Consider the following 24,806-nt stretch of genomic DNA (forward strand, 5'->3'; position numbering starts at 1 on the left):
CTACCGTATGTAGAGCTGGAGAAATTCTCCGATAAACGTTAGCATTATGGATAAAATTAAATCAACCACACGATACATCGCTTTACTGTTCCTGGGCCTGGTGCTCTGGAACTGCGAAGGTCGGCGGGAGCTGGAAGAAACGAGAGAAATAGTCAGAGACATAGAAGAAGCCGATACGATCAGTGTCGTTAGAACAGGCGATGCTGCAGAGCAGGAGTTGGAGGAGTTCCGGGCCTGGCTAAACCGACAGGCTGACAAAGGCGACACGGCCATACGGCGGGAATGGCCAGAGATCCGGGAAGAACTGCGCCGCAAAAACGCACAGCTCGAGGAGCAGTTCGACAGCCTCTCAGCTGAGTCAAAAGAGGAGTTCCGGGACCTGCAGGCCCGCTACAAGCGTTGGGAAGAGCGGCAGGAAAGGCGCCAGCAGCTGCCGCTTCAGCCTGCTCTGGCTGCCGAGTGGCAGGAGCGCCTTTTAGGGGAGTACGGGAACATTTCCGACATACAACCGGAGAATATACGGGAGGCTTACCTCACTTTTATGGGTACTGTGCGCACCAAGCGCCGTAACTGGACGCAGGAAGACTGGGATTACGTGGACTACGTGTACAGCGAGCTTAACCAACGGCGCCGGGAAATACAAAATCAGGTCAGGACAGCCGACAAGCTAAAAATCCGGACCCTGCAGGCCGAGTACCTCGCTCTGGAGGGGAGCGCCGACACCCAGGACATGCTACGGGAAGTAGAAGAATAGACAAAAAGAAAAAGCTGGTCAGATGCCAGCTTTTTCTTTTTGTCTAAGCAAACACCGGGACGGCCAGTTAGCCCTGCGGCTTGTGCAAGCGTACCCACTGCTGTGCTATGATGGTCTTGGCATCTGGTGTCTGCAGCTCTTTCAGCTCTTCCGGCTTGTAATGCAGCACCTCGATGTGCTCATTCTCGCCGCTGTTGCCGCCTCCTTCCGCGTGTTTATGCGATACTTCGGCATAATACAGGTACACTTTCTCGCTACTACCCCCAGGCGAGGAGTAAAAGGTAGTGATGTACTCCAGCTTATCTACCTCATAGCCAATTTCCTCTTCTATCTCGCGTTTCAGGCTCTCTTGCGGGTCCTCCCCCTCGTCAATGATGCCGGCCACAATTTCTATCAGCTCAGACTCCGAGCCAATCCGGAACTGCTTTGTAAGGATATACTCCTTTTTTTGGGTATCATAAACAAGCGCGGCAACGGCCTCTCCCCGGTCATACTGTTCGCGGGTAAAGGTATTCCCCTTCTGTTCCAAAGTCAGTTTATACATTTTAAAATAGCCGTCATACGCTATTTCACGGTTCTTTATTTTCATGGGTTAAGCTTTCAGGTGTTAGCTGATACTGTTCTTAATACGAAGCGTTTTTGCTCTTACAGCAACTCGTTGTTTTTCTGTGCCGCTTGCTGCGTGCGCTCCGTCAGGCTGGACGCTGATAAGCGAGACTCACTCTCGTATCCCTTCGCCCGGTTCTTGCCAATACCTCCCTCGCCTGGAAGTACTTTGTTAACCAGGGCAAAGATATCGGTCATCAGTTCCGGGGAAAAGCCGTGCAACAGGGCGCCTAGTTTGGCCGGAAGCGTAGTTGTTACCTGTGCATCTCCGTGGCGCAGGGCGTCTAATATCTTCCTGGCCGATTCTTCCGCAGTCATCGAGGTCAAAGGGCTGGAGTCTAAAATCTTAAAAAGGGCGTATTCTTCTTTATGGTGCCCCTTCGCAAACGCATGCCGTGGACTGCCTGTCTGCATTAAACCAGGCGTGGCCGTTGTTACAGTGATGTTGTATTTTTTGAGTTCTTCCCGTAGTCCTTCCGATAGGCCTGTTAAAGCAAACTTACTGGCGCTGTAGGGCACCAGGTGCGGCACACTGATTATTCCGCCAATGGAGGAAATATTCAGGATGCGGCCCTCCCTACGGGCTTTCATCTCGGGCAAAACAGCCAGGGTCATGTAAAGAGGTCCCCAAAAATGCGTATTGATGGCTTCTTCAAACTCTTTAATGGTCATCTCTGTCACAGGGCCGGCATGAATGACCCCGGCATTGTTAATCAGCACATCAACAAGGCCATACTCCTCTTGCACCGCTGCTACAAAGGCCTGTACCTCTTGTTCGTGCGTTATGTCGCACTTGTGCACGAATACTTCTGCCCCTTTTTCAGCGAGTTCCCGCCGTGCGTTTTCCAGTTCTGTTTCGTCTCGGGCGCAAAGCGCCAGCCGTGCTCCTTCTGCTGCCAGTTGGCGGGCCATGACCAGGGCAAGCCCTCGGGCACCTGTTATCAGCACAACTTTCCGGTTAAAATCGTAGGCATTTAGCTTTCGGCTGATGGCTCTTGCCGCCAACAGGGCACCCGCCCCGGCAGCTAACCACCAAAGTTTTTTTTGATCGTCTGCTTTCATCTCTCCGTTTTTGTATAGCGACACGGGCACAGCAAAGCCAACGCTGGCTTTTGCACCCGCTCTTAACTACGGCAGCAGATTTTAGTGGTTTAATGAAAGGCCTTTCTGGGGAATAGCAGCTGTTAGCGTTCGTACTTTCGGGAGAAGATCTTGTTCTTAACAACAGGCGTGTACATCACCTTTATTGCCGCAACCCCATAATGGTCTTTATTACCGGGGTTACCGATGCTTCCCCCAATGTTATCCAAGTAATCTGTGGTGGTGACGTGATAGATAAGCTCCCCAGCCAGACTAACCTCATCGTTTAAACGGAAACGCAGCCCTCCTGCCACAGGTACAACTGCCGCTATAGCCGGATACTTCCGCAGGGGGTCATAGGTTATTTGAGAATCGTTCAGGTCCCCATCACCCGGAAATGAAGTGGGTGTATAGTAAACAAAACCTATCCCTGCCCTGATATAAGGCACCAAAAATCGTTTGCGCGAGGAACGGTAATTTGCTGATCCGGCATAACTGTCCAGCAGGTTTAGCACAGCTGTAGCCGACACCTCTATTACCTCGGACTGAAAAGTGATGTTAAGCGAACGGGAAGGGTCCTTCTCGGTGGCCCCTAGCCGGTTGTAGTCAATGCTGCCGCCCACCCCAACGTAGGGCGTCAGCTTATAAAGGGCGCCGACACTTACGTTCGGCCCAAAATTATTGCAGCCCCAACTGCCACAGATGTCACTCTTTATGGCAGCGATACCTCCACCCGCTACAATCACCAGGCCCCGCTCCGGCACATTGCTGATCCCCTGTTGCCTTGAAAAAAGGGATTGGGCGGAAGCAGACAGCGAAAAACTGATGGCAAATATCGTTATAAGGATGAGGTTAAAACAGCTCCTGCACATTATCAGACAGGTTTAAGATTGATGAAGTGAACGGCTCATTGCCCGGTGAGTACTACCACAGTCCAACACACAAGGATAACTTTGTTTAACAGGCAGTGAATTTCTTCTTCCTGTACGTATTACTCTGCAGATGGATAGGTCTTCCAATATAATTAAAACAGATTATATTTATTGTGCAAGATAAAGTACATGGACTGAAATCAGAAATAAAAAGTGCGGCGAGATGAGTTCTCGCCGCACTTTTTATTTAAACAGAAACACTCAGCAATTACTGCCAGGTTGGCAAACCCGCATCGTCCAGATTCTCATCCGCTAATTCCAAAAAGTCGATAACCAGGGCGGTGGCATCCGGATAAAAAGCCTTGTTCACGTTTTTGAACTCATCGCTTGGCTTATGGTAATGGGGATGGTCTTCCACCCCGAAATAAACATACGGGATTCCCTGCTTATGAAACTGGTAGTGGTCTGATTGGCCGGTCCAATCGTCGTGGCCCTGCTCTGGCCGGTCGTGGCCCAACAGAAGTTTTGCCTGCGGCCGCGGCTTTACCTGCTCCAAAATGTTTTTTAGCTGCGGATAATGGTAACTGCCACTGGCATAAAGCTCCCCTTTATCGTTTATGCTGAGCATATCCATGTTCACGTTCAGCAGGATGTTTTGCTTTGGCACAGGAGGATTCTCAACAAGGGCCTTCGCTCCCTGCAAGCCTAGCTCCTCCCCATCCAAGGCGGCAAAGATGAGCGTGTGCTGCGGCTGATGCTTTTTAAAATAGGAAGCGGCGGCAAGCAAGGCCCCTACCCCAGAAGCGTTGTCATCTGCCCCATTGTAAACTTCGCCTTTACGCACGCCCACATGGTCGTAGTGCGCTGTGATCACAATGGCCTTATCCGTTTTGCCCGGTATATACCCGACCAGATTTATAGCCGAATCCACGACCTTTTGCCTTGCCTCAAAGCTAAACTGCTGCTTGTACTCCCTATTAAAAGGCTTTAGGCCAATTTCCCTGAAGCGTTGCTGTATGTAGTCCTGCGCCTTTCTACTCCCCTCGCTTCCACTTAACCTGCCTTCTAACGAATCGGCGGCCAACACTTTTACATCCTGCAACAGTTGCTGCTTATCCAGCACCTGGCGCTGGGCCATGCTGCCTAAAGGCATAGCCACTAAAAAGGAGAACGCAAGTAGTTTTTTCATAGAGGAGCTAAAACACGAATGTACGATAAGCAACTGAGAACCCAAGCCCCAGGCTTAGCGCTTGGCCCAGTTTATCCAGTTTTGGCTTCGGTAAGGCATACCGCTGGGTAGTGCCTGCCTCGCAGGATAACGGTCTGGCCTGTAAGGGTGGCTCTCTTCAGAGGGAATAGCAGTTGTAGAAGGCACCCAACCATTACGGGCATAAAATCTTATGGCACCCGCTGTTATGTTTAATCCTCTATCTCGTGAAGTATGGTCTTGTAAGTTCTGCATCTAAGTCCTTTGCTAAAAGTTAAGAATCAACAGACACGGTAGTACAAGGAGCGTGCCGGGCCACGGCATTCAAAACGAAAAGTTGCTGAAAGAATAAAAAAAAAGCCCGGAATCATCAGGGCTTTTTTTTTATTCTTTGATGTTGATATATGAAGGGAGCTCAAAAGGCCCCACAGAGGTAAGAATAGTAGGCTTGATCTGCAGCGTCACCTTCGGTCGTTTGGCTTCGTCCTGCTGTAGCAGGGTGGCCAGCCGCAGTAACTTGTTTAAGTCAGGCTTCCCGTTCTCCTCCGCAAACTTTAACGGCGAGCTTACCGTGATCGTGTTCAGGCCGTCTTTCAATTCCACTGGCTCGGCCACTACGCCACTCAGCGTTTGCTGGTCGGCCAGCAGCAGTTGCCACTTCAACTGCGACACGGTCATGGTGCGATCTTCGTTCCCCTCGCCCAGGTCCACCTGTAAATTCAGGGTAGAGGTAGCGCTTAGCTTGTTCTCAGAAAAAGCGCTGAAAAGCAAGGCCGCATCGCTGAAAGAAAAGTCTTGCGGGCTTTTCTTCTTCAACAGGTCCACTCCGTTGATCTCTACCTTATCTATACTTTTAAGGCTGTACTCCGCCTCTTTAAACACGTCAATGTCCTCTTTGGTCTTACATGCAAAGCTAAACACCAGCAGGGCCAGCAGTAAAACGCCATTTCCTAATTTTTTGATCATGTATCTATGTATTCTTTTCCTTTTTAATCACTTTGCCGGAGCCGGAAATACTCTTGTTGATGTCCGGGCTACCCCTGTAATACACGCGCCCGCTCCCACTGATGTCGGCCTCTAGCGTATTCCTGACGTCCACCTGAGCCTCCCCGGAGCCGGATATGTCCACCTCTGCCTCCTGGCTGCTCATATCAAAGGCGTGATGACTGCCAGAACCCGAAATAGATACCCGCTGCTCTCTTGTTGCTCCAGAGGCAGTAATTGTGCCAGAGCCGCTTACCTCAGAATTGAACCTGTTTACCCCGAGCAGCACTTTTACGTTACCCGAGCCTGAAACGCCCGCATTAAATTCGTCTCCTTCAAACACGTCCTTCAGTTCGATGTATCCCGCGCCACCTACTTTTGCTGATTGAAGCTCCGGCACGGTTATGTACACTTCCACGGTCTCATGCTCTTGGAGGCAACGACTAAAAGAGATATCCCACACATCCCCCGACACCGCTGTTTCCAGTTCATTCAGTACGTTGGGCTGCCCTTTTACCTTTACCCGCTGCACATCTCCCCGCTCAACGAAAACCCGGGTACTACCACCCACGCGAACTCCCACAAAGTTTTCCAACTCCAGCGTCCTTGTTTCTACTTCCCCCTCTCCCTTCAGGCACATGCCCTGCTCATCGCAGGCGCTTAGCAAAAGTACGGACAGCAGTAGCATTGGCGGCAGTTTCAAGATTTTCATGTTTGTGTTTTAGATAGATAAACCTGTTTACACAGCAAGTTATTAAAAGCAGTGCAATTTGCTACAAAAACAGGGGCCGCATCCTTTATGATGGATGTGGCCCCTGTTTTATCTTCTATTACCGAAACTCTTAAGTAGACAAATGCCCTACGCGCTGCCCCTCTTCGTTTACCAACACGCCCTCTTCAGAAATAAACACAGGCTTCAGGTACTCACTTTTAAAGTAGTAAGGAAAATCAGGATTATTTGTACGGGCAAGCTTGCCGATAACTTTATACCCATTGGCCGTCACATGCACCAAGTTCAGGTTATTCGTAACAAAAAACTGCTCCTGTGGTGCTTTAGTAAACTTAACACGGGTTAGTACATAGCGGCTATCTACGGCCGATGTCCGTAGCACAGACCCTGTCGTGTTTCGCTGCGAAGGCTTGCTCACAATAGCCCGCTCGTCTGGCTGGGGTGCTTTGGCAATCATCTTAAGCTGATCATCGGCACTATGCCACCCCTTGCTAATAGCGGCTAAACGGTAACTTCTGCCCGGGTGTGTGCGGGAAGTATGGTCCTCCGACAGCAGGTCAATGGCAGCCTGTGCCTCGGCCATGCTGGCTCCCATCTTGCGTAGCACGAAACCAGAGAACTCATCCGCCTCCAACTCATCAGCCGGGTTACTGCCGCTTCTGCTCAGCGTATGGCCATTCAGGTGGTGCCCGATCTCATGCGCCAGTATGCTTACGCCAGCCCAATCGGTATGCACGGCATTGTTGATTTCAGACAGGAAACGCTCGCTGTACAGGATGTAACGCTTACCATTGTAAATAACAGCCACCGCGTTGTCAATATCCGCTGCCCGTAGTTCGAAGCGCGGCTTTAGCCCCACTACGTTAATAATTTCCTGCACGATATCCCGTGCACCATCCGTTGCTGTTTCTTTTTGAGCTGGAGCTGTTTCAGTTGCAGCCTGGGCCACCTGACCCAGCACAGGAGCCAGTAACAGACCCAAGGCAAACAGTATTTTCTTTGCGTGTAGCATAGGTATAAGTTCTTTGAAGTGGAGTGCTGTATATTCAGAACGGAAAAAGGACAGCAACTGGTATAGGAGCAAGTATTTTGCCAGAAACAGAAGAAAGAAGAGAAACAGTAAAAAGGGTAGCTTTTAAGGGATGTCCCACCATAGTTCTTGTTTCCTTCTTTGCATCAACTCCCTTTTGCTTTCGTAAGCTTTCAAGTTGCATCCAAATAGATCGCGCAGTAGTAACAGATCTTGCTGTAAAATACCGTTGCCTTATTCCGTCTTTAAGCTTCGTGAACACAGGGCCTGTAGGCTCAGTTCCAACCTCTGTACTTCTGTTTTCCTCTCAAAGTCTTATCTTAGCCCTTAAAACCTTTCGCTATGCTGATACTCTTTGTGCTGCTTTACCTGCTCCTGAACATCGGGGTGGGCGTTTGGGCATCGAGACGGGTACATAACACAACGGACTTTCTGCTGGCAGGCCGCCAACTACCCTTTTACATTTCCACGGCAGTGGTGTTTGCGACCTGGTTTGGCTCCGAAACCTTGCTGGGCGCCTCGTCGGAGTTTGCCGCCCATGGCCTGCTTGGCGTGATAGAAGATCCCTTCGGGGCTGCGCTGTGCCTGGTACTGGTCGGCCTGTTCTTCTCCAAAAAGCTCTACCGCATGAACCTGCTGACCATGGGCGACTATTACCGCGTCCGCTACAACCGGACAACCGAACAAATAGCAGCCTTCTTTATGATCATCTCCTATTTCGGATGGATAGCCGCTCAGATGGTCGCCCTGGGCATCGTAATGAATCAGGTATTCGGCATTTCCACACCAGCAGGTATCTGCATCGGGAGCTTTATAGTGGTAGGCTATACTTTCCTGGGCGGGATGTGGTCTGTATCGGTTACAGACTTTGTACAGACAGTCATGATCATCGGCGGGCTGATTTTTATCTCCTGGGAGCTGATACAGGAAGCACCCTTGCATCGGGTGACAGCCACATTACCTGCTGATTTCTTTCGGTTTGTACCAGAGCAACGGAACAGCGTGAGCTGGCTGAACTACTTTGCTCTCTGGATCACGATCGGGCTCGGCTCTATCCCCCAGCAGGACGTTTTTCAGCGGGTGATGTCCGCAAAGTCGGAGGGGATAGCAGTGGCTGCATCTATTGGAGCTGGCTTCCTGTACCTGACCGTAGCTTTTATGCCCCTGATGCTGGCCCTGTACGCCAAACTGTTATACCCGGAGCTGATGCAGGAAGACGCCCAGTTGCTGGTGCCGGGCCTTATCCTCCGCTCCTCCTCTCTTGTGGTGCAAGTGCTCTTTTTCGGTGCCCTGATCTCGGCAATTATCAGCACGGCAAGTGGCGGTATACTGGCCCCTGCCTCCATCCTGAGCGAAAACATGCTGCGCCCACTTCTAAAGAACCTGGATGATGACAAGTTACTACTCCTGTCGCGCATCAGCGTTTTAGTAGTAGCCGCAGTCTCTTTAGGAATGGCCCTGACGCAAAGCAACATTTATGAACTGGTGAGCGAATCGTCTGCTCTGAGCCTGGTGAGCCTTTTTGTACCACTCGTAGCCGGTATGTTCTGGCGCAAAACCAACGCAGCCGGGGCCGTAGCATCTATGTTGTTAGGCATGGGCGTGTGGCTGTTGGCACTTTACCAGGAAACGGAGATAAACCCGATGCTCTACGGCCTGGCAGGCAGCATTGCGGGGCTGTTTCTGGGACAGCCCATGGGCAGAAAGGTTGAACAGGGAAAAGAACTGGAGCATCACCATATATCATAGCCTGGCTCATGCACCCGCACAGGTTTGCCTCTGTTCTTTTTATACCATACCTTGCAACAAGTACTTTTTAACAGGTTGTATGCCCTTATCAGGTTTAAGGCAGGACATTATTTATAGCACACCGGAATTACTTGTATGCGTGTATCCTTCGCTGCAACTGTTGGTAATACAGGCCAATGGCTTTGTACCTTCGGCTGTCTACCGGGAAGGACTCACCCGTGCCACCGACACAGCCATAGAACAGAGGCTATTGTACTGGCTGGTGAATAACAAAGCAGGAGGCATTATTACGCCAGCCGATCAGATATGGGCAAACGAAGAGCACGCCCCGTACTTAGGGTCCCACTCCTGCATCAGAAAGATGGCCTTTATCGAACCTGGAGATCTGCACAGCAAGCTGATCCTGGAAGACATGATGGACAAGGCACGGGATATTTACCCCTTCGCGATGCAGTTCTTCGAAGAAGTGCAGGATGCACTAGAATGGTTTACCGATACCTCCAGCATTAGCTTTCACCAGCACTTCTCGACAGGCTTCCATTGATGCGCCTGCACTTTTTAGCTCCTTACCCTGGTGCCCCTACCTTAATATAAGCCGGTACCTCCAGGTCCCCTATGGGCATTTCTACCGTCGGCTTAATCTGGAAGGTTAGGTTCTGGCGCAGGTCTTTCTTCTTGGCAAGCAGCGTCATCAGCTTCGATAAACCTTCGTAGTTGCGCAGCCCCTCCTCCTCTACCATTGTGACGGTTGTCTGCAAGGGCAGCTTGTTAAGCCCCTGGTGCAGTTCCATCGGTTCTTCCACCACACCCTGCAGGGTGGCCTTGCCATCCACCAGTAACTGCCATTTCATTTGGCTAATGGTCATCTGATGTGCTGTTTCTGGCTCTGGCATGTGTACTTGCAAGTACAGTGTGGAGCTGGCTTCAAGCGTATTATTAGAGACAGAGGCGAGCAGGCTGTCCCCCTCACTGGTCGTAAAGTCCTCAGGGCCGCGCTTCTGCATCACATCGATGCCGTTCAACTCCAGGTCATGCACCTCCTGTAGGCTGTACTTCGCCTCGGAAAAGGCTTTCAAGTCACTGACCTGCCTGCACCCCACACCCGTTAGAAATACGGCTAGCAACAAGGCCAGGCCGATCTTGCTACGCTTCATCATGCACCTTCTTCCTTCTGTCATGTTACGCTCTCCATGCAAAATACACACCAGCTGTTGTGGTTAAGCGAACAAAAGTAAAAAGGGGAGCTAGCCCTAGTTCCCCTTTTTATTAAGCTGTAAAATATCGGCGTAACCCCTTAGGGCGTAAACACGACCCGCATGCAGTTATCGGTCTTCTTCTTAAACATCTGGTAACCTTCCGGCCCCTGGTCCAGGGTCCACTTGTGTGTGAGGATATAGGAAGGGTCTACTTTCCCCTGTGCTACTATGTCGAGCAGTTCCGGAATGTAGCGCTGCCCGTGCTGTTGTCCCATCCGGAAGGTGAGTGCCTTGTTCATGGCCGGGCCCATCGGAAACTTGTCCAGCAGCCCCCCATACACGCCCACAATGGATAGCGTGCCTCCTTTGCGGCAAGCCATGATCGCCTGGCGCAGCACAGCTGGCCGGCCTGTCTCGATCCGAAGTGTTTGCTTTACTTTATCATAGTACTCTTCCACACCTGTGGTATGTGCCTCCAGCCCTACAGCGTCTATGCAACGGTCTGGGCCGCGCCCTCCGGTCATCTCTTTCAAGGCTTCCAGAACATCGACCTTTTCATAGTTCAAAACCTCTGCTTTGCCTTGCTCTTTGGCTGTTTGCAGCCTGTCTTCGAAGCGGTCTATCGCGATCACACGGCCGGCACCTAACAGGTAAGCACTGCGGATCGCCATCTGGCCCACACCACCACAACCCCAAACGGCCACCGTGTCGCCGGGCTCTATGCCACACATGTCCGCTGCCATGAACCCTGTTGGGAAGGCATCGCTCACAAATACCAGCGATTCATCCGGCAGGCCCTCTGGCACTTTAAAGGCACCCTGATCGGCAAAAGGTACCCGTATGTACTCGGCATGGCTGCCGGCATAACCGCCAAAGGCATGGGAGTAACCGAAAATACCAGCCGTAGCATAACCGAAAGCCTTATCCAGGTATTCCGGCTTTGTGTTAGAGTTATCGCAGAGCGACCAATCGTTATCGAGGCAGTGCGCACAGCCGCCGCACCCAATAATGGAGCAAACGACGACCCTGTCGCCTTTTTTAAACTTCTTCACGCCAGACCCTGTCTCTACAACCTCACCTATAAACTCATGCCCGATAATATCACCGGCTTTCATGGTAGGCACATAGCCATCCAGCAGGTGTAGGTCCGAGCCGCAGACAGAGGACATGGTTACCCGCACAATGGCGTCTTTCGGGTTCAGGATCGAGGGGTCAGGGACCCGCTCCACGCGCAAGTCATTGACCCCATTCCAGCATAATGCTTTCATAATTTGTTTTCATTTTGTGTAGGAACAAAGAAAAAGACAGCCGGCTTTAACGCCGTCCGGAGGGTTGCCCCTCTATGGTGGGTACCTCCCCGGTTTCCAAAAGTTGTTTGAAGGCGTGTAAGTCCTGCTTTACCATCTGCTCAAAGGCTGGGTTCAGCAGCTTGGCCACGCCACCTCCTACATCTCCTGCAGGCGGACGATACGAAATAGTAGCCTGCACCACGGTACCTCTTTCCCCAATGGCATCCACAAAAGCTACTTCGCCGGCGTTATCAATGTCTGAGCCGGGTAAAGACCGCCAGGCTAGCAGAGTATCTGTTTCCTCCTTCACTAAATCTGCGTCCCATTCCACAACGCCCACCCCCTTCGGCAACTTGGCTACCCAGTGCGAGCGCTTCGGCCCCAATTGCTGTACATCCTTTAGATGGCTCATAAACCTGGGCAGGTTTTCCAACTGGCGCCAGAACGCGTACACTTCCGCCCGAGGGCGGTTAATGGTGAGGCTGCTGGTGATCTCAATCGCCACGTCCTCTTTCCCCGCCGTGTTGCGACCAGTGGCATCGTTAATTGGGCAGTACCCTGTCACCCCTCTAAAGATGAGCGACCCACCGGCCAGCGCCAGGGCAACGCCAACTTTGTCGGACCGGCGCATGCCATAATATACCATCAAGGCACCTCCTATTGTGGAGGCCATGCGTTCTTTTGTCCCTACATTAATCCGGCTGGACCCGGTAGATGGGGGAGAGATGCGCGCTGTGCGCAGAATCTCGGACAGTCTAGAATCGTAAGTATCCATAGTCAAAAATTTATTCTTGGATACGGTGCTTTTAACACATGCCGTTGCTACTGTGCCTATTTATATTGGTAAGCCTACTTAATAATAACGCAAAAAGGCAGCTCCCACTAGTGCAGAAGCCATCCTCGCTTTCTCTTTTGCAGACAACGCTATAGCCGGGGAGGAGAGGTAAACCCCTCAGAACAGTTAATTTACCTGCCGCTGCAGCCGGTATATTTTGCCTCCTCTGCCATAGCGCAAAAGCAACAGCTCGTTGTGCTGGTCCTGCCCGAAGGAAGAGACAGGAAAACCGGTGGTTAGCAGCAAAGTATTGGCTGCTTTTGTACCGTCCTCGTTCAGCGTTAAGGCCCAGACCTTGCCGCTGGCATAGTCGGCATAGATATACTTGCCCTGCAGTTCTGGTATGGCCTTCCCCCGGTACACAAAGCCCCCTGTTACCGAGACACCATCCGCATGGGTGTACTCATGCACGGGTTGAATCAGGCCGGTTTGGTCACAATTAGAGGAAGGGTTATAGCAGTCAGAGCCCTCCATGATGCGCCAACCATAATTTCCCCCCTTCTCAATAATGTCGATTTCCTCCAGCTTGTTTTGCCCTACATCCGCTGCCCACAAGCGGCCTGTTTCCTTATCAAAAGAGATCTTCCAGGGGTTGCGCAGTCCATAAGCATAGATTTCCTCGCGGTACCCCTGTTGGTTATTAGCAAAAGGATTATCAGCGGGGATACCGTACGGCCGAGTACCGAAGGTGGTATTCACGTCGATGCGGAGAATCTTACCGAGCAGGCTCTTCCTGTCCTGAGCGTTGTTCTGCGGATCGCCGCCACTGCCACCATCCCCAACTGCAATATATAAATAGCCATCAGGGCCAAAAGTTATTTTACCTCCGTTGTGATTACGATACGGCTGCCGGTACGTCAGCAGCACCTCTTCGCTGTTCGGATCAACCTTCCCCCTATTGCCAGGTGTTTCCTTGAACTGGGAGATCCTGGTCTGGAGAGGATTGTCAGTCGTGTAGTTGACGTAAAAGTAGCCGTTATTTTCGTAGTCGGGGTGGAAAGCCAGGCCCAGCAATCCCATCTCCCCACCAGCCTCTACTCTGTCCGAAATATCGAGGAACAGGTTGGGCCTGGCGGTTTTATCAGCACTCTCAGAGAGCCAGAAGATTTTCCCCTGCTGATCGAGTACATACAGACGGCCTGTCCCCTCTTTCATCCAAACAGCCTCTACCGGCCGGTCGAACCCGAGGTTTGAATAGGCTTCCTTTAACTCGTATTGGGCATCAGCTGTTCCTGCACATCCCATCAATAATAACATGGCCAGAAGTTGGGGTAAGTAATGTAACCGCATAGAGATAAGAAGTTAATTTTCAGATAGTAAGTACTAGCAACTCATACGATGCGTTACAGACAAAAGCCAAAGGAAGTATCATGAATAGATGTAGCCACCGAAGCACGGAGATTCCGGCTTTAAAGCCTAAGTATTTCAGAACCAAACCCTAGTACCCGTTTCTCTCTGAGAAGCAGGAAGCCTTGCGCTACCTGCCTTAAACTGTTAATTCGAAATCTAACCTAACCTTTAATTTCCCAATAAGCACCCTTTTATGCTCTTACTGTATCCGACTTCAGGCAAGCCCTTGAAGCCTGGTAGCAAGTTAATTTGCCTCCTCTTACTTTTTATCTTCTGCCTTCCGGCATGGGCACAATCGCCCCTTTTAACCCCAGATGTTCCTGACCGGCACCAACCGATCTATGCCGATACAAGCCAGGCGCTATCCGGCTTCCCCTTCAGGACCCTTTCCCCTGAACAACCGGGCTTCGTAAGAACCGCGGCCCTGGCAGCAGCAGGGGCCGGTTTGTGGGCAGCAACGTATGCGTTTCTTGATGAGCCTTTGCAGCAGCTCTCCCAAAGCAGCCGCAGCACTACAACAAATGCCATAGCCCGTACGGTAGAGCCGCTCGGACGCCCCTCTAATGCGGTATCAATAGCTGGTGCACTAGCAGTGGGAGGGCTTTTACTGAAAAAGCAAAAGTTACAACGGGCAGGCCTCATTGGGATGGGAAGTGTGATGGCAAGCGCTGTCGCCACAAACGCCCTGAAAAACACCTTTCACAGGCACCGGCCAAGTGCAACGGCAGAAAATCATGTCTTTGATGGGATGGTGCGGGACAATGACAATACTTCGCTGCCCTCTTCACACACGGCCACCGCTTTTGCATTGGCTACTTCTGTGGCAACAGCTTATAAAGGACATAAATGGGTGCCACCGGTAGCTTATGGTGTGGCATCGCTGGTTGGGCTGTCCCGCATCCACGACAACGCCCATTGGGCAACAGATGTAGTAGCAGGTGCCGCCGTAGGCTATTTTACGGCTAAAGGAGTAACTTACCTGTACGATGTGGTCAACCAAAAACTTAACATCCGAAAGCAGCGGTTATTGCTAGCCCCGCAGGTAGGATTGAAGTCAGGAGGCCTCAACGCTACCCTCGTTTTCTAGCCAGGCCGCAGGGCATAAACAAAAAGGGGCTGCACTTACCGTGCAGCCCCTTTTTGTTTGCCTAATGCTATTTAAACATGCCTTTCAGTTTGGCGAGTTTTGCCTGGAAGTCGTCCACTGGCTCTTCCTCGCGTCCTTTGCGGCCGCCTTTGTTGCGATTACCGCCTCCGGCTGGCTTGGCTGCGGCAGGGTCCCCTTTCATGCTAAGGGAAATGCGCTTGCGGGCCTCATCCACCTCCAGCACCGTTACCTCTACCTTCTGCCCCACCTTCACGATTTCATGCGGATTGCTTACGAAGCGGTCTGAGAGGTGACTCACGTGTACCAACCCGTCCTGGTGTACGCCAATATCCACGAAGGCACCGAAGGCGGTGATGTTGGTCACGATGCCTGGCAGCTTCATGCCGGCACGCAGGTCTTTGATCTCGTTCACGCCTTCTGTAAAGCTGAACGCCTCAAAGGTCTCCCGTGGGTCGCGGCCTGGCTTTGCTAATTCGCTGATAATGTCCTGCAGGGTTGGCAGACCTACTGTGTCGGTCACGTACTTTTTCAGTTCTATCTTTTTGCGCAACTCATCGCTCTTGATCAGGTCCTGCACCGTTACGCCCAGGTCTTTGGCCATCTGCTCCACGATCGGGTAGCTTTCCGGGTGCACAGCAGAGGCATCCAACGGGTTCTTGGCATCCCGAATGCGGAGGAAGCCTGCTGCCTGCTCAAAGGCTTTATCGCCCAGGCGGGATACTTTTTTCAGCTCGGCACGCGTACGGAAAGGACCGTTCTGATTACGGTACTCCACGATGTTCTGCGCCAGCGCAGGGCCTAGACCGGAAACGTAGGTCAGCAACTGCTTGCTGGCCGTGTTTACTTCCACACCTACCGCGTTCACGCAGCTCATTACCACGTCGTCTAACGAGTGCTTCAGGGCCGACTGGTCCACATCGTGCTGGTACTGGCCTACCCCGATGGATTTTGGATCGATCTTCACCAGCTCCGCCAGCGGGTCCATTAAGCGACGGCCAATGGACACGGCACCACGCACGGTTACGTCTTGATCCGGGAACTCCTCACGGGCTACCTCGGAGGCAGAATAAATAGAGGCTCCGCTTTCATTCACCATCACCACCAGCACAGAGGCTGGTAGCTTCAGGCTTTTTACAAAGGCTTCTGTTTCGCGGCTGGCGGTACCATTGCCAATGGCAATGGCCTCCACCTCAAAGCGCGTGACCATGTAGCGCACGGCCTGCGCAGCCTCCTGCTCCTTATGCTGTCCGGTATGCGGGTAAATGGTTTCGTTGTGCAATAGCTTACCCTGCTTATCCAGCACGACAGATTTCACACCTGTTCTGAAACCAGGGTCCAGCGCCAACACAGTTTTCTGACCGAGTGGCGAAGACAGCAACAGCTGGCGCAGGTTGTCTGCAAACACCCGGATGGCTTCCTCGTCAGCACGCTTCTTAGAGTTTAGGCGCACCTCTGTTTCCATGCTCAGCTTCAGCAAGCGCTTATAGCAGTCTTTCACGGCTAGCTTCACTTGTTCCGAGGCCGCGTTGTTGCCCTGCACAAACATGTCCTCCAGCTTGGCCAGCGCCGCTTCCTCCTCTGGCTGTGCCGTCAGCATCAGTACCATTTCGGTTTCGCCGCGGCGCATAGCCAGTACGCGGTGCGAAGGCGCCTTCTCGATTGGCTCCTCCCACTCAAAGTAGTCTTTGAACTTCTGGCCTTCCTCTTCCTTGCCCATCATCACACGGCTTTTGAAAACACCTTGCTTCTCGAACAGCTGGCGCATGGTGGCGCGGGCCTCAGCGTTCTCGTTCATCCACTCGGCCATGATGTCGCGGGCCCCGGCAAGGGCCTCGTTCACGTCCTTCACCTCTTTCTCCTCCGAGACAAAGTTGGCAGCCTCGGCTTCTACGTCGAAGTTTTCCTGCGCGAACAGGCGCTCTGCCAGTGGCTCCAGCCCTTTTTCACGGGCAATGGTGGCGCGGGTACGGCGCTTCGGCTTGTAAGGCAGGTAAATATCCTCCAGCACAGCCATCGTTTCGGCCGCCATGATCTGCGCCTCCAGTTCCGGTGTCAGCTTCTCCTGGTCACGGATAGACTTCAGAATGCTCTCGCGGCGCTTGTCCAGCTCACGCAGCTGCTCCAGCCTGTCGCGGATACCGGCAATCTGTACCTCGTCCAAAGAGCCCGTGGCTTCCTTACGGTAACGTGAGATAAACGGCACCGTAGCCCCCTCATCCAGCAAGTTTGCCGTGGCCTCTACCTGTTTGATGGTGATAGAGAGCTCTGAGGCAATTTTTAAAAGGTGTTCTAAATTTGGTTCCATTATATTGATATAAGACAATAGGCTAATCTGCAGCCGCAATAGGGTGAGTACTACGCATCCCTGTTCTACATTCGCAGCTGTTGACCTCCCTTTGCCTGAACTTCTTGCAAAGGGAGGTCAAATTTAAGGCATAATGCCTAAACGCGAAAAGACTTTAACTTAAAAGCCGCCCGCTTTTATCAGTAACCTGACAAGTAGCTTCTGGAGCAGGCGCTTCCCTCCAAAATTGTTACCTTTGTCTTATTCGCATTGTAAACCAAGTCTCAGGCCCAAACAAATGCAAAACGCCCGCATCATCTCCACTGTTTCTCACTGGATTTTTGACCACCTTGTTGCCATGGGCATGCCCCGGCTAACAGCGACCTACGTGAACATGCTGCTCTTGCTTAGCCTGGTGCTCTTGCTGCTTTACGTATCGCGGTTGGTGACGCGGGCCATCCTGAGAGGGACAGCACACCGCTTTGCGAAGAAGACCGCTACCCAGTTTGATGATTACCTCATCCGGAACAGGTTCTTCAGCATAATTTCTCTGGGAGTACCTTTGGTGATTGTGGTGCAGGCTCTGCCCATTGTTTTTTATGACTTTCAGGAATGGATAAAGCCCCTGCGCACCCTGACTGACATTTACCTCATCCTCCTGGCTATCTGGACCGTGCGCGCCTTACTTCGCACCTTAAAGGACTACCTCAAAACCACCTCACTTTTCAAGGACAAACCCGTGGAAAGCTTTGTACAGGTACTCACCATCTTCCTGTACTTTGTGGGTGGCCTGCTGATCTTCTCGCTGCTCACCGGCAAGTCGGTTTGGGCCTTTATTACGGCTATGGGTGCTGCCTCCGCTATCCTGCTCCTGGTGTTTAAAGACACCATTCTGGGCTTTGTGGCCAGCATACAGGTATCTAGTAACGACATGGTGCGCATCGGCGATTGGATTACCATGGAAAAGTATGGGGCTGATGGCGACGTGATCGAGATCAACCTGACGACTGTGAAGGTGCAGAACTTCGACATGACCATCACGACTATCCCCACCTACTACCTCATCTCTGACTCCTTTAAAAACTGGCGGGGCATGCAGAATGCGGGTGGGCGCCGCATCAAACGTTCTATCCACATCAAGATCTCCAGCATCCGTTACCTGTCACCAGAGGATATACAGAAGCTGAGCAAAATTGGGCTGATCAAGGACTACCTGCTGCAGCGACAGGCAGAAATAAGTGCACATAACGAGCGGAAGGAAGTGGACAGCTCTCTGCTCATCAATGGCCGTAGCCTGACGAACATTGGTGTTTTCCGAAAGTACATTGATGCCTATATTGCCCAGCACGAGTTCACGCATAAGTCCATGACCATGATGGTGCGCCAGTTGGAACCAACCACTACCGGCATGCCGATCGAGCTGTACGTGTTCACAAACGAGGTGCGCTGGGAGAAGTACGAGCTGATCATGGCCGATATTTTCGATCACCTGCTGGCGGCTGTGCGCTACTTTGACCTGCAGGTGTTTGAAGTGCCAGCAGCCGATGATATCCGCAGCCTTGGTCTTCGGGTGCCCGACAGCTCCAGCCTAATCCCACCGGTAGAGACGATGCAGAATTAAGGCAGGATTTTTGAGAAAGTTACTTACACCTTACAGCAGCCTTAGCTTAAACCAGGCTTTCCTGCTTCCGCTATTCTTGTAGATGGATACCAAAGAAGAAAAATCGACGCGTCGCTCTCGCTACCAGTACGTGCTGCTGTTCTTACTGCTGCTCACCGCCTGTGTGGTGCGCCCGTTGGACCGTACCCCTTACCAGGAAACGGAGTATTACGAAGAGACGATCGAGGAACTGGAAGAGCATCCTGCTACGGTCAGCCAGGGCGATACGCTGCAGGTAGGATGGGCAAAGGTAAACGTAACACCGCCTACAGGCACTCCCCTGGCCGGTTACGGCAAGCGCCTTGGCATGGCCTATGAGGAAGTGCATGACTCGGCCTGGGTGCGGACCTTCGCCTTCAGCAATGGCAAAACGGAGGCTTATTATGTGGCCCTGGACCTCCTGATCGTGCCCATGGAGGTGCTGCAGAACTTAGAGGAAGCATACCCTGCACTGGGCCTGAAGCCCGAACAGGTATACCTGAGCGCCACCCATAGCCACACCAGCTTTGGCGGCTGGGGCAAGAAGCTGGGGGTTAAAGTGATGTCGGGTAAGTACGACGAGGAGTTGGTAGAGCGCCTGACGCGGCAGATTGTACAGAGCATGCAGTTGGCCCGCCAGCACATGAAACCTACCAAAGTAGGCTACGGCAGCACCAGTGCTGCCAGCCTGGTCAGAAACCGACTGCTAAAAGACCCGGAGAACCCTTTTCACCAGGACCACCTGACAAACCGCGACACGCAACTGCGGTTCCTGAAATTCGAACGCCCGGACGGCACCCTCGCTGTCCTGTCTTTTTTCGCCGCGCACCCCACCATACTTCCCTCCGCTGCCCCTGAATTGTCCAGAGACTACCCGGGCGTGTTGGTAGATGCACTGGAGGAACGGATTAGCTTTGCTGCTTTTTCGGCGGGTGCCGTAGGCAGCCACAGCCCCGTCTACTTTGATGGCGATACTTACGAAAGCACAGTAGAAGTGGGTGGTCAGTTGGCTGAGTTGCTACGAGAACAGTTGATCAATGTGTCCACAGCGTATGTGCGTACCCTTGGCTACGGCCGTGTACACCTGGAACTGCCCGACCCACACTGGCGCATCAGCCGGGGCATTCGTCTGGCGCCCTTCCTCTTTAACAGCCTGTTTGGTGAGCACCCGGCCTACGCTACCAGCCTGCAGTTAGGTAACATTGTGCTGTTAGGTGCTCCGGCCGATTACTCTGGGGAGTTTGTGCCACACCTTGAGCAACAGGCACAGGACCAGGGACAGCAGGCGATTGTCACCAGTTTTAACGGCGGCTACATCGGCTACATCACTCCGGATAAGTACTATAACCTGGATGGGTACGAGACGCGCAGCATGAACTTCTTTGGTCCCTACAGCGGCAGTTATTTAACAGAAATGCTATGCAGGTTGCTCCAACAGCATCAGGTTAGCTCTTTTAAAAACTAGCCTACGAAAGCACCTTTCGATATCTGTCTAATTCCCTTTCATTCAGCCATACAACTTTCATCCAACGCCCCCGAATAGTAGTTTATCAAAACCGAATAGAATAATACAACCAGCACTTTACAATAAAAAAGACAACACAATGCTTTTCTTTAAATAGTCATAAACACCACACCCCATATAGCAGTTTAATATAATAGAGCAGGCCTTGTACTTGCTTCAAAATGTACAACAAAACAAACTGAAATATGGAGTTAGCAATGATAAACATACCGAATATAATTTTTATGACGACCATCGCACTATACCTGATGCTATTGGCTTTTATCCTGACCTGGGTCTATTTTGATGCAGAGCAGCGGGGCGTGAACGGATGGGTCGTCATGTCACTGGCCTTTTTCTCTGGGACGCTCTTTGGCACCATCGTCTGGTTAGTACTGCGCCCCAAACTGAAGCCACAGCCTATCCCGGTGAGGCGCTAAGTACCCTTTTATTTAGGCCTTAAAGTGCCAACCCGCCGCTAAAGTGTAACAGCTATTCTTTATATTTGAAGATAACAGCACCTTAACGTGTTGCTTCTTATGCTAAAAAATACCCTGCTGTTCCTTTTTCTGCTGGTTGGCACTACTGTTTTCAGCCAGTCCCAAACCCGCTATTATAACCTGGCGCTGGAAGGCGGCGGCATACGCGGCATTGCCTACGGTGGTGCCTTAAAAGAGCTAGAGGAGCATCATATATTGCAGGGCGTTAAGCGTGTGGCCGGCACCTCAGCTGGTGCCATACAGGCGGCCCTCCTGGCAGTAGGCTATAGCCCTGATGAGATTACAGAGATCACCTTCAAAACTCCTATTCAGCAGTTTAACGACGGTCGGTTTATATTTTTTGGTGGCACGAATCGCTTGTTTAAGCAGTACGGCTGGTACCGGGGCGATAAGTTCACTGAGTGGCTGGGAGAACAGCTACAAGCTAAAACAGGAAGGGCCGACATCACCTTTGCGGAGTTGCACCAGCTCAGCGGGCAGGAAAGCTTCCGGGACCTTTACGTCACCGGTACCAACCTCACAGACCAATGCACCGTCGTTTTCTCGCACGAAACCTACCCCGACATGCAGGTAAAGCACGCCGTCCGGATCTCTATGTCAGTGCCCTTGTACTTCCGCGCCGTGTTGCTCGATCAAAAGGGCCGCGTGGTATCCAAAGCACAGAAAGGACAGGAGGTGGATGTGTTGGTAGATGGCGGCATACTGGCTAACTTCCCTTTAGACGTGTTCGACAAGGAAGCATACCTGCAGAAATCCCAGCCGCAGCCGGATAACTATGACGCCGCTGGCCGGTTCCACAACCCGCAAACGCTGGGCCTGCGGCTGGACCGCGATGAGCAAATTGCCTATGACCTAAACCAGGCAGGTCTTGCCCCCTATAGAATAGAGAAGTTCGGGGATTACATGGGAGCTTTTTATACCATCATGAAAGAGAACCTGAACCGGCAGGGGTTAACGTCACAGGATTGGGCTCGCACCATTTCGGTGAGTACAGCCGGCTATAGTCCGCGGGTGCGCAAACTCTCCGAAGAAGACAAAGTAGTTTTGCTGAAAAGTGGTCAGAGAGGCGTACAGGCCTTTCTCAATCGTGATTAAAACACCAATGGCAGCAAGTGCTACGGCTCCCCTCCTCAAAGAGTCACTATATGTACCCGTTACCGCCACAGACACCCTGCATGTGAAGCGCTTTAGCGTACAGCAGCAGGGCCCTCCGGCCTTGCTGCTGCATGGCTCCATCGAGAACGGGCGTATCTTTTACTCCAAGTCCGGCAAGGGCTTTGCCCCCTACCTGGCCAGCCAGGGGTTCGACGTGTTTGTACCCGACCTGCGTGGCCGGGGGAAAAGTATCCCCAGGATATCGGGGAGCTCTTCTTTCGGCCTCACGCATAGCTTAGAGGAAGACATACCGGCCATTATCAGCAAGATCAAGGAGCTGAAGGGAGACGTGCCGCAGTACTGGGGAGCGCACTCCTGGGGCGGTGTGCTGCTGCTGGCCTACCTGGCCCGCCCTGTCGTTGCGGTAAAGGTCCCCTCCTTGGTCTTCTTTGCCAGCAAGCGCCGCATCAGCATCTGGAGCCCTAAGAAGTTCTTTATGATAGACGTGATGTGGTACTGGGTGTCTAAAGCGGTGATAGGCGCAAAAGGATACCTGCCTGCCAAACAGTTGAAAATGGGTTCCGACAGTGAAACATTCCTGACGCATGAGCAAACCAACGAGTGGGTAGTAAAGCGCCAGTGGCGGCACTGGAAAGACGGCTTTGACTATGCCCAGGCCTTACAGCAAATGCAGCTTCCTCCTACGCTTTACCTGTGCGGTGCCAAGGATGAAGTGTTGGGGCACCCCACAGACGTGGAGAAACTCCTGCTGGAAACCGGGGCCAAAAACAGTCAGCTGCAAGTCCTTAGTAAAGCCAACGGCAACCTGCATGATTATGGGCATGTAGACATCCTGACCCACCCTGATGCTGCCCAGGATCATTTTCCGGTGGCAGTGGCGTGGTTAAAAAAATTTACTTTCTTGCAACCAACAAACGGAAACCCGGGTCATGAGGATGATTCCGGACCGTCCAGAAACTAAGACTAAAATTTCGTATAACGATACCTTCTGCATGAAGACAACCATTACATCTCTACTCTTGCTGCTCTTTGGCGCGGCCACGCTTACTTCCTGCGAGGAATGTGGTGAAATGAAAATAAATGAACCGACCGGCGAAGATGTAAAGTGGCTTGTGTATGAAAAGGACGACATAGCCCGCTTTTTAACAGAAGAGAAAGATACCATAACCTACGTACGCTCTGTAGCAACGGTGCAAAACGTGCCTGGCGAAGGCTACTCGGCAAGCGATGAATGCGTAGAGCAGCTAGACACACAGGTGATCAACATCATAGAGGATGTAGAAAAAAAACAGCCTTACCTGGGTACCTCTATATTGAGCAAGACCGACACCTTGTTAGTGAGAGTAGGCGTTGGCAAGTTGGGAGCCTGGGAAATAAATAAAGACAAGCCCACGCATCAGTCCCTAGAAGTGAATGGGAAAACCTATGCAAGCGTTTTTGAGGTAAAGCCAGGCAACAACACGGCCAGCCCGCAGCCTACCGACGTGAAGCGCATCCTGTTTAACAAAGAGCAGGGCTTTCTGAGCATAGAATTTCACAATGGCAAAAAGCTGGAGCGCATAGACCAATAGGTCATTAAAGCCCGGAAAGCAAAATGGCTGCCCGCTACATGCAGGCAGCCATTTCTATTTTGTAGGTTCTCCTATACGTTTTGTGTATTTCTTTCGTGACTGATGGTCTTCAGCACTTCCAGGGCCGTACTTACATGCTCCAGCGGCTTGTTCATGGAATCGAACACGTAGCGCACCGTTCCTGTCTGGTCAATGATGTACGTTACACGACCTGGTAACAACAGCAACTTGCGGGGCACCCCGTACAGGCTTCGTACCCGCCCTCCTTTGTCGCTGAGTAGGGTAAAAGGCAGGTGGTGCACCGCCTCAAACTTTTGGTGCGACTCCAGCGTGTCTGAACTAATGCCTACCACTTCAGCCCCCAGTCGGGCAAAGGCCTCGTACTGGTCCCGAAACTCGCAGGCTTGCTTTGTACAACCCGGCGTGTTATCCTTCGGATAGAAGTACAGTACCACATTCTTTTCCTTCAAAAGCTCATAGAGGCGAAATAGCCCTCCATCCTGACGTTCCAACTCAAAATCCGGAGCTTTATCTCCTTCTTTCACAGCATCCTCTCTCATTTTGCTCTTATCTTTCAACACGGTAATATATAACCAAACATCACGCCAAAGGTTATAGTGCAAAGTTAGCCTGTGTTAAGTCTAAACACCAAAGAAAACAGTCATTTATAGTATACAAAGTAGATTTTGGGCATCTTTGCAGCAGCTATGCCCCGAATAAACGTCATCATCCCCGCTTACAACGAAGCCCGCTCTATTTCGAAGGTCCTTCAGGCCATACCGGCAGGCCTGGCAGCGGAGGTGATCGTGGTGAATAACAACTCCATGGATGATACGGCAGCCATCGCCAGGCAGGCTGGGGCAACTGTACTGGAAGAGCCAAGGCCCGGCTATGGGAATGCCTGCCTGAAAGGCATAGCCTATGCGGCGGCCAAGCCCCTAGCTACTCGCCCGGACATCATTGTTTTCCTGGACGGGGACTTTTCGGATTATCCCGAGGAAATGTCCCTGTTGGTGCAGCCCATTCTGGATGGGAAGGTGGACATGGTAATTGGCTCCAGGGCGTTGGGGAAGCGGCAGGCAGGGGCTATGCTCCCCCAGCAGATATTCGGGAACTGGCTGGCCACCACCTTGCTCCGGCTTTTTTACGGGGCCCACTTTACAGATTTAGGTCCCTTCCGCGCCATCCGCTTCGATACGCTGCAACAGTTGCAGATGAAGGACCGCACTTATGGCTGGACGGTCGAAATGCAGGCTAAGGTTGCCCGGAAAAAGATTAAGTATACCGAGGTGCCTGTAACTTACCGAAAGCGGATCGGTTTCTCTAAGGTGTCGGGCACGGTCAAGGGCACTGTGCTGGCCGGCTACAAGATCATTCTGACTATTTTTAAATACCTATAGCA

24 protein-coding genes are annotated in these 24,806 nt (G+C 52.0%); 11 read left to right on the top strand and 13 right to left on the bottom strand.

The window, feature by feature from the left end; all coding sequences use genetic code 11:
• The first annotated feature begins 46 nt into the window (after window positions 1-46).
• Window positions 47-754, top strand: coding sequence for a hypothetical protein (locus tag CHB92_RS19910; protein ID WP_089320995.1), 708 nt, complete (start codon window positions 47-49; stop codon window positions 752-754).
• 67 nt (window positions 755-821) lie between these two features.
• On the opposite strand, the gene CHB92_RS19915 is transcribed toward CHB92_RS19910, so the two are convergent.
• The 7 genes from CHB92_RS19915 to CHB92_RS19945 all read right to left on the bottom strand — a co-directional run bounded on the left by CHB92_RS19915 (window position 822) and on the right by CHB92_RS19945 (window position 7,245).
• Window positions 822-1,343, bottom strand: a complete 522-nt coding sequence (locus CHB92_RS19915; RefSeq protein WP_089320996.1) for an NUDIX domain-containing protein — start codon at window positions 1,341-1,343, stop codon at window positions 822-824.
• Between the two features lie 56 nt (window positions 1,344-1,399).
• Complete coding sequence (locus CHB92_RS19920; RefSeq protein WP_089320997.1) at window positions 1,400-2,422, bottom strand: SDR family NAD(P)-dependent oxidoreductase; 1,023 nt, start codon at window positions 2,420-2,422, stop codon at window positions 1,400-1,402.
• Window positions 2,423-2,544: 122 nt separating this feature from the next.
• Window positions 2,545-3,312 carry an outer membrane beta-barrel protein gene (locus CHB92_RS19925; protein ID WP_089320998.1) on the bottom strand — a complete coding sequence of 256 codons (768 nt, stop codon included), beginning with the start codon at window positions 3,310-3,312 and terminating at the stop codon, window positions 2,545-2,547.
• 268 nt (window positions 3,313-3,580) lie between these two features.
• Entirely contained in the window at window positions 3,581-4,501 is a 921-nt protein-coding gene (locus CHB92_RS19930) for a M28 family peptidase (RefSeq protein ID WP_089320999.1), read from the bottom strand.
• 402 nt (window positions 4,502-4,903) lie between these two features.
• A complete protein-coding gene (locus tag CHB92_RS19935) occupies window positions 4,904-5,485 on the bottom strand; it encodes a hypothetical protein (RefSeq protein ID WP_089321000.1) in 582 nt (193 codons plus the stop codon).
• A 4-nt stretch (window positions 5,486-5,489) separates the two neighbouring features.
• Complete coding sequence (locus CHB92_RS19940) at window positions 5,490-6,215, bottom strand: head GIN domain-containing protein (protein WP_089321001.1); 726 nt, start codon at window positions 6,213-6,215, stop codon at window positions 5,490-5,492.
• 130 nt (window positions 6,216-6,345) lie between these two features.
• Window positions 6,346-7,245 carry a M48 family metalloprotease gene (locus tag CHB92_RS19945; RefSeq protein WP_089321002.1) on the bottom strand — a complete coding sequence of 300 codons (900 nt, stop codon included), beginning with the start codon at window positions 7,243-7,245 and terminating at the stop codon, window positions 6,346-6,348.
• Between the two features lie 360 nt (window positions 7,246-7,605).
• On the opposite strand from CHB92_RS19945, the gene CHB92_RS19950 reads away from it, so the two are divergent.
• Both CHB92_RS19950 and CHB92_RS19955 read left to right on the top strand, forming a co-directional pair.
• Window positions 7,606-9,012: a sodium:solute symporter family protein gene (locus tag CHB92_RS19950; RefSeq protein WP_089321003.1), complete on the top strand. Its 1,407-nt coding sequence runs from the start codon at window positions 7,606-7,608 to the stop codon at window positions 9,010-9,012.
• A 79-nt stretch (window positions 9,013-9,091) separates the two neighbouring features.
• Entirely contained in the window at window positions 9,092-9,556 is a 465-nt protein-coding gene (locus CHB92_RS19955; RefSeq protein ID WP_089321004.1) for a hypothetical protein, read from the top strand.
• 22 nt (window positions 9,557-9,578) lie between these two features.
• Here CHB92_RS19955 and CHB92_RS19960 read toward each other — a convergent pair whose 3' ends face one another.
• The 4 genes from CHB92_RS19960 to CHB92_RS19975 all read right to left on the bottom strand — a co-directional run bounded on the left by CHB92_RS19960 (window position 9,579) and on the right by CHB92_RS19975 (window position 13,622).
• Window positions 9,579-10,190, bottom strand: a complete 612-nt coding sequence (locus CHB92_RS19960; protein WP_245842745.1) for a hypothetical protein — start codon at window positions 10,188-10,190, stop codon at window positions 9,579-9,581.
• A gap of 116 nt (window positions 10,191-10,306) precedes the next feature.
• Complete coding sequence (locus CHB92_RS19965) at window positions 10,307-11,476, bottom strand: zinc-dependent alcohol dehydrogenase (RefSeq protein WP_089321005.1); 1,170 nt, start codon at window positions 11,474-11,476, stop codon at window positions 10,307-10,309.
• A gap of 46 nt (window positions 11,477-11,522) precedes the next feature.
• Window positions 11,523-12,272 carry an SRPBCC family protein gene (locus tag CHB92_RS19970; RefSeq protein WP_089321006.1) on the bottom strand — a complete coding sequence of 250 codons (750 nt, stop codon included), beginning with the start codon at window positions 12,270-12,272 and terminating at the stop codon, window positions 11,523-11,525.
• A 186-nt stretch (window positions 12,273-12,458) separates the two neighbouring features.
• Window positions 12,459-13,622, bottom strand: a complete 1,164-nt coding sequence (locus CHB92_RS19975; protein WP_245842747.1) for a PQQ-dependent sugar dehydrogenase — start codon at window positions 13,620-13,622, stop codon at window positions 12,459-12,461.
• A 253-nt stretch (window positions 13,623-13,875) separates the two neighbouring features.
• On the opposite strand from CHB92_RS19975, the gene CHB92_RS19980 reads away from it, so the two are divergent.
• Window positions 13,876-14,769, top strand: coding sequence for a phosphatase PAP2 family protein (locus CHB92_RS19980; RefSeq protein ID WP_089321007.1), 894 nt, complete (start codon window positions 13,876-13,878; stop codon window positions 14,767-14,769).
• Between the two features lie 67 nt (window positions 14,770-14,836).
• Here the strand turns inward: CHB92_RS19980 and CHB92_RS19985 are convergent, their stop codons facing one another.
• Entirely contained in the window at window positions 14,837-17,095 is a 2,259-nt protein-coding gene (locus CHB92_RS19985) for a Tex family protein (RefSeq protein WP_089321008.1), read from the bottom strand.
• Between the two features lie 277 nt (window positions 17,096-17,372).
• Here CHB92_RS19985 and CHB92_RS19990 point away from each other — a divergent pair, with 277 nt between their 5' ends.
• The 6 genes from CHB92_RS19990 to CHB92_RS20015 all read left to right on the top strand — a co-directional run bounded on the left by CHB92_RS19990 (window position 17,373) and on the right by CHB92_RS20015 (window position 23,404).
• Window positions 17,373-18,695, top strand: coding sequence for a mechanosensitive ion channel family protein (locus tag CHB92_RS19990; RefSeq protein WP_089321009.1), 1,323 nt, complete (start codon window positions 17,373-17,375; stop codon window positions 18,693-18,695).
• A gap of 82 nt (window positions 18,696-18,777) precedes the next feature.
• A complete protein-coding gene (locus CHB92_RS19995) occupies window positions 18,778-20,178 on the top strand; it encodes a neutral/alkaline non-lysosomal ceramidase N-terminal domain-containing protein (protein ID WP_089321010.1) in 1,401 nt (466 codons plus the stop codon).
• Between the two features lie 245 nt (window positions 20,179-20,423).
• On the top strand, window positions 20,424-20,657 hold the full coding sequence (locus CHB92_RS20000) for a hypothetical protein (RefSeq protein WP_245842749.1): 234 nt from the start codon (window positions 20,424-20,426) through the stop codon (window positions 20,655-20,657).
• Between the two features lie 99 nt (window positions 20,658-20,756).
• Window positions 20,757-21,812 (top strand): patatin-like phospholipase family protein, encoded by a 1,056-nt coding sequence (locus tag CHB92_RS20005; RefSeq protein WP_089321011.1) that lies wholly within the window; start codon window positions 20,757-20,759, stop codon window positions 21,810-21,812.
• A gap of 7 nt (window positions 21,813-21,819) precedes the next feature.
• On the top strand, window positions 21,820-22,794 hold the full coding sequence (locus tag CHB92_RS20010; RefSeq protein ID WP_089321012.1) for an alpha/beta fold hydrolase: 975 nt from the start codon (window positions 21,820-21,822) through the stop codon (window positions 22,792-22,794).
• A gap of 31 nt (window positions 22,795-22,825) precedes the next feature.
• Window positions 22,826-23,404, top strand: coding sequence for a hypothetical protein (locus tag CHB92_RS20015; protein ID WP_106219187.1), 579 nt, complete (start codon window positions 22,826-22,828; stop codon window positions 23,402-23,404).
• A 71-nt stretch (window positions 23,405-23,475) separates the two neighbouring features.
• Here CHB92_RS20015 and CHB92_RS20020 read toward each other — a convergent pair whose 3' ends face one another.
• Window positions 23,476-23,964, bottom strand: coding sequence for a peroxiredoxin (locus tag CHB92_RS20020; protein ID WP_089321014.1), 489 nt, complete (start codon window positions 23,962-23,964; stop codon window positions 23,476-23,478).
• Window positions 23,965-24,111: 147 nt separating this feature from the next.
• On the opposite strand from CHB92_RS20020, the gene CHB92_RS20025 reads away from it, so the two are divergent.
• Window positions 24,112-24,804: a glycosyltransferase family 2 protein gene (locus tag CHB92_RS20025; protein ID WP_089321065.1), complete on the top strand. Its 693-nt coding sequence runs from the start codon at window positions 24,112-24,114 to the stop codon at window positions 24,802-24,804.
• The last annotated feature ends 2 nt before the right edge of the window (window positions 24,805-24,806 follow it).

It is taken from the genome of Pontibacter ummariensis, from assembly GCF_900188175.1.
In the GTDB taxonomy this organism is placed as follows: domain Bacteria; phylum Bacteroidota; class Bacteroidia; order Cytophagales; family Hymenobacteraceae; genus Pontibacter; species Pontibacter ummariensis.

Excerpts from the sequence above, each read along its gene's own strand:
- CHB92_RS19910 (WP_089320995.1), top strand. The coding sequence starts at position 47 with ATGGATAAAATTAAATCAACCACACGATACATCGCTTTACTGTTCCTG.
- CHB92_RS19915 (WP_089320996.1), bottom strand. The coding sequence starts at position 1,343 with ATGAAAATAAAGAACCGTGAAATAGCGTATGACGGCTATTTTAAAATG.
- CHB92_RS19920 (WP_089320997.1), bottom strand. The coding sequence starts at position 2,422 with ATGAAAGCAGACGATCAAAAAAAACTTTGGTGGTTAGCTGCCGGGGCG.
- CHB92_RS19925 (WP_089320998.1), bottom strand. The coding sequence starts at position 3,312 with ATGTGCAGGAGCTGTTTTAACCTCATCCTTATAACGATATTTGCCATC.
- CHB92_RS19930 (WP_089320999.1), bottom strand. The coding sequence starts at position 4,501 with ATGAAAAAACTACTTGCGTTCTCCTTTTTAGTGGCTATGCCTTTAGGC.
- CHB92_RS19935 (WP_089321000.1), bottom strand. The coding sequence starts at position 5,485 with ATGATCAAAAAATTAGGAAATGGCGTTTTACTGCTGGCCCTGCTGGTG.
- CHB92_RS19940 (WP_089321001.1), bottom strand. The coding sequence starts at position 6,215 with ATGAAAATCTTGAAACTGCCGCCAATGCTACTGCTGTCCGTACTTTTG.
- CHB92_RS19945 (WP_089321002.1), bottom strand. The coding sequence starts at position 7,245 with ATGCTACACGCAAAGAAAATACTGTTTGCCTTGGGTCTGTTACTGGCT.
- CHB92_RS19950 (WP_089321003.1), top strand. The coding sequence starts at position 7,606 with ATGCTGATACTCTTTGTGCTGCTTTACCTGCTCCTGAACATCGGGGTG.
- CHB92_RS19955 (WP_089321004.1), top strand. The coding sequence starts at position 9,092 with ATGCCCTTATCAGGTTTAAGGCAGGACATTATTTATAGCACACCGGAA.
- CHB92_RS19960 (WP_245842745.1), bottom strand. The coding sequence starts at position 10,190 with ATGACAGAAGGAAGAAGGTGCATGATGAAGCGTAGCAAGATCGGCCTG.
- CHB92_RS19965 (WP_089321005.1), bottom strand. The coding sequence starts at position 11,476 with ATGAAAGCATTATGCTGGAATGGGGTCAATGACTTGCGCGTGGAGCGG.
- CHB92_RS19970 (WP_089321006.1), bottom strand. The coding sequence starts at position 12,272 with ATGGATACTTACGATTCTAGACTGTCCGAGATTCTGCGCACAGCGCGC.
- CHB92_RS19975 (WP_245842747.1), bottom strand. The coding sequence starts at position 13,622 with ATGCGGTTACATTACTTACCCCAACTTCTGGCCATGTTATTATTGATG.
- CHB92_RS19980 (WP_089321007.1), top strand. The coding sequence starts at position 13,876 with ATGCTCTTACTGTATCCGACTTCAGGCAAGCCCTTGAAGCCTGGTAGC.
- CHB92_RS19985 (WP_089321008.1), bottom strand. The coding sequence starts at position 17,095 with ATGGAACCAAATTTAGAACACCTTTTAAAAATTGCCTCAGAGCTCTCT.
- CHB92_RS19990 (WP_089321009.1), top strand. The coding sequence starts at position 17,373 with ATGCAAAACGCCCGCATCATCTCCACTGTTTCTCACTGGATTTTTGAC.
- CHB92_RS19995 (WP_089321010.1), top strand. The coding sequence starts at position 18,778 with ATGGATACCAAAGAAGAAAAATCGACGCGTCGCTCTCGCTACCAGTAC.
- CHB92_RS20000 (WP_245842749.1), top strand. The coding sequence starts at position 20,424 with ATGGAGTTAGCAATGATAAACATACCGAATATAATTTTTATGACGACC.
- CHB92_RS20005 (WP_089321011.1), top strand. The coding sequence starts at position 20,757 with ATGCTAAAAAATACCCTGCTGTTCCTTTTTCTGCTGGTTGGCACTACT.
- CHB92_RS20010 (WP_089321012.1), top strand. The coding sequence starts at position 21,820 with ATGGCAGCAAGTGCTACGGCTCCCCTCCTCAAAGAGTCACTATATGTA.
- CHB92_RS20015 (WP_106219187.1), top strand. The coding sequence starts at position 22,826 with ATGAAGACAACCATTACATCTCTACTCTTGCTGCTCTTTGGCGCGGCC.
- CHB92_RS20020 (WP_089321014.1), bottom strand. The coding sequence starts at position 23,964 with ATGAGAGAGGATGCTGTGAAAGAAGGAGATAAAGCTCCGGATTTTGAG.
- CHB92_RS20025 (WP_089321065.1), top strand. The coding sequence starts at position 24,112 with ATGCCCCGAATAAACGTCATCATCCCCGCTTACAACGAAGCCCGCTCT.